A 3,340-nucleotide genomic window follows, 5' to 3' on the forward strand; every position below is an offset into this window, starting at 1 on the left:
TCGGCGGGGCCGGGGGCCACCACGAACAGCGTGCCGATCGCGTCGGCGTCGCCGGTGACCAGCGGATGCCCGGCCTCGTCGGGGGTGATGCGGGTGGTGTCCACGACGAGCGGGACGCCGCCTGGCCGCTCGATCTCGACCGTCGAGACGCATGCGTCCACATCCCAGTGCTCGCCGCGTGCCACGCGTCCGGCGGTGAGGATGTCGGCGGCGATGAGTGTCGCGCTCTCGGGCACCTCGGCCCGGAGGCGCTGCTGGAACCGGCTGCCGCCGTACGGGATGAGCGGGTCGGGCAGCCACTCGCACACCGCGCCGACACCGAGCCGCAGGGCGACGTCCTGCGTGGCGTAGCCGACGTCCATGCGGTGCACGCGGTTCGCGGCCTGCGTCGTGACGAGCGCGTGCGCACCCTCGGCGAACCGGATGTCCATGTCGAGCCGGTCGCCGCCCACGATCCCGCCGCCGGTCGACATGACGAACACCACGGGCATCGCGGGCACCGCCGGGTCGAGGTACAGCGGCCGCATCACCTGCAGCGGTGACTTCTGGAAGCGGTCGGCCAGCACTGTCCGGCCGGCCGGGTCGCGGGGATCGAGCCGGAAGTCCAGGTCCAGGACGCCGACCTTGCCGGGCGAGCCGACGGGCAACGCGCCGGGCCCGGTCTGCGGTCCGGCAGCGACGACGGGCCAGACGAACCCCGGGTCGGCGGCGCGGGTGAGCCGGTCGCCCGCTGGGCCGATCTCTCGTCCGGTGCCGCGCGGCGCGCTCACTGGGCGGGCAGCAGGTCCGCCCGGCGCGACTCGAGGTAGTCCAGCACCTCATCGATGCCGGTGCCGGACAGGCAGTCGGTGAGCGCGACGGGCTTGCCCGAGCGGACGCGGTCGGCGTCGGAGGACATGACCTGCAAGTCGCAGCGGACGTACTGGGCGATGTCGATCTTGTTGATCACCAGCAGGTCGCATTCGGTGATGCCAGGCCCCCGCTTGCGGGGCATCTTCTCCCCCTCGGCGGTGTCGAGGACAAAGACGAAGAGGTCCACCAGCGCCGGCGAGAACGTCAGCGTGAGGTTGTCGCCGCCGGACTCGAAGATCAGGGTGTCGACGTCGGGGTGGTCCTCGAGCATCTCGGCGCCCACCGCCAGATTCATGGTGGGATCGTCGCGCACGGCGGTGTGCGGGCACGAGCCGGTCTCCACGCCCACGACGCGCGCCGGGTCCAGCACGCCGACCAGGGTGCGGCGAACGTGCTCGGCGTCCTCCTGCGTGTAGATGTCATTGGTGATCACGGCCGGGGTGCGACCCCGGGCGATCAGCTCGGGGACCAGCGCCTCGATGAGCGCTGTCTTGCCGGAGCCCACCGGTCCACCGATCCCGATCCGCAACACCTGCTGTGCCTCTGCCATGGGCGAGACGCTAGTGCAGTCGTGTTTCGATTCTGTTGCGCGCTCTGCTCTAGTTCCTCGGCAGGACCAGCGCGGCCAGCAGGGTCGCGGCGATGCCCAGGCCCAGCACCATCGCGACGGTTCCCGGCCATCCCGCCAGCTGCAGAAATATCCCGCCCACGAACCCGAACAGCGACGAACCGCCGTAGTAGCCCAGGTTGTACAGCGACGAGGACTGGGAGCGCCCCGCCACCGCCGCCGACCCCGCCCAGCCCGAGGCCACGGCGTGCGCGGCGAAGAACCCCACCGTGAGGATCACCGTGCCGGCGACGATCGCCCACAGATCGACGACCAGGGTGAGCGCCGTGCCGGCCATCATGGTGAGATTCCCCGCGATAAGCACCGGCTTGCGGCCGAAGCGGGAGGCCAGCACTCCGGCCCGGGGCGCCGAGACGGTCCCAGCGAGGTAGGCCAGGAAGATGAAGGACACCAGCCAGATGGGCAGCGAGAACGGCGGGTCCGCCAGGCGGAAACCGAGGAAGTTGTACACGGCCACGAACCCGCCCATGGTGAGGCAGCCCTGCAGGTAGATCACCCACAACGTCGGCGACCGCAGGTTGCCCAACAGCGCGGCCATCGCCTCCCGCAGCCGGGTCACGCGCGGGGTGAAGTTCTGGGCGCGCGGAGCGGTGCGCAGGAAGACGAGCACGCAGATCATCGCGAGGCCCGTGACCGTGAGCATCCCGAGTTCCCAGCCGACCGCCTGGCCGACGGGCGCCGCGATGATCCGCCCGGCGAGGCCGCCGACGGTCGTGCCGGACACGTATGTACCCGCAGCGATCGCGGCGACCTTCGGGCTGACCTCCTCGCTGAGGTACGCCACGGCCAGGGCGGGCACGCCGCCCAGCATGAGGCCCTCGACGAACCGCAGGGCGAGCATCCACCAGAACCCGGGCATGACCGTGATCAGCGCGGCGCAGAGGCAGGCCAGGGCGATCGCGGTGAGCATCGCCTGCTTGCGGCCCACCGCGTCGCCGACATACGACCACGGGATCACGCCCAACGCCACCCCGAGGGTCGCGGCGGAGATCATGAGCGCGGCCCGGTCGGGGCTGACGTGGAGGTCGTCCGCGATCAGCGGAAGCAGCCCCTGCGGCGAGTAGAGCTGGGCGAACGTCGCGACACCGATGAAGAACAGCGCCGCCAGCAGCCGGCGGTACGGCGGGGTCCCCAGATGCAGGCCCACGCCGAAGCCAGCCGCGTCCTCGTTCACAGGCCCTCCCGGTTCGTCGCGAACGCGGGCCAGCGTAGGCCCTCGCCCTCGTCACGCCGCCGGGTGGCCCGCTCAGCGGATCATCGTGACCTGGGCCGCCCTGCAGGGACCGCTCAGGGCACCGCAGGTCAGAGCCGGTGCGGCCGGAGGCGCGACGGGGCGGCCGCTGTGGTCAGGACGCGAACAGCCGCGCCTCGGCCCGCTCGTGGTGGCACGACGCCAGGTCCAGCACGGGCGCGAACCCGCCCAGCTCTTCGAGCGTGCGGCCCACGGCGGCGTCGGTGACCTCGGCGATCACCGGGGCCGCGCCGCGGACGAGGGCCTGCGCACTGCGGTGATCAGCCAGGCGCAGCCGCAGCGCGGCGCCCGAGAGGCTGATCACCAGGGCGGTGAGGTCTGCGGCCACGGCCTCGCGCTGGCTCAGCCCGCCGCGGGCGTACACGACGCCCATGACCACCGACTGCGATCCCGGCGACCGGCGGGCCCGGACGTGGTCGTTCCACGCCGAGACCACCGGGTCGTCGAGCAGATCGGCGGCCAGGTCGAGCACCTGCGTGCCCGTGCGGGTGGCGCCGTCGCGGAACTCGCGGGTCAACCGGGTGGCGTGGAGCCGCTGGTCGATGCAGGTCAGGGCGGCCAGCAGCGGGGAAGGGTCGGGGCCGGGGCCGGGGGGCGCGGGAGCGTCG

Annotated in this window: 4 protein-coding genes; all 4 read right to left on the reverse strand. The window is 72.5% G+C overall.

From position 1 onward, the window contains the following. On the reverse strand, positions 1-770 hold a 770-nt coding region (locus tag HMPREF3086_RS04290; RefSeq protein ID WP_070720320.1), incomplete at its 3' end, for an urease accessory protein UreD. Then, positions 767-1,402 carry an urease accessory protein UreG gene (gene ureG, locus HMPREF3086_RS04295; RefSeq protein ID WP_061914951.1) on the reverse strand — a complete coding sequence of 212 codons (636 nt, stop codon included), beginning with the start codon at positions 1,400-1,402 and terminating at the stop codon, positions 767-769. The genes ureG and HMPREF3086_RS04290, both read right to left, overlap by 4 nt. Before the next feature lie 49 nt (positions 1,403-1,451). Then, entirely contained in the window at positions 1,452-2,654 is a 1,203-nt protein-coding gene (locus HMPREF3086_RS04300; RefSeq protein WP_083324295.1) for an MFS transporter, read from the reverse strand. 172 nt (positions 2,655-2,826) lie between these two features. Beyond that, positions 2,827-3,340: urease accessory protein UreF (locus HMPREF3086_RS04305; RefSeq protein WP_305790927.1), on the reverse strand; the 514-nt coding region annotated here is incomplete at its 5' end.

Origin of the sequence: Dietzia sp. HMSC21D01 (assembly GCF_001815995.1) — a bacterium.
GTDB classification, from domain to species: Bacteria; Actinomycetota; Actinomycetes; order Mycobacteriales; family Mycobacteriaceae; genus Dietzia; species Dietzia cinnamea.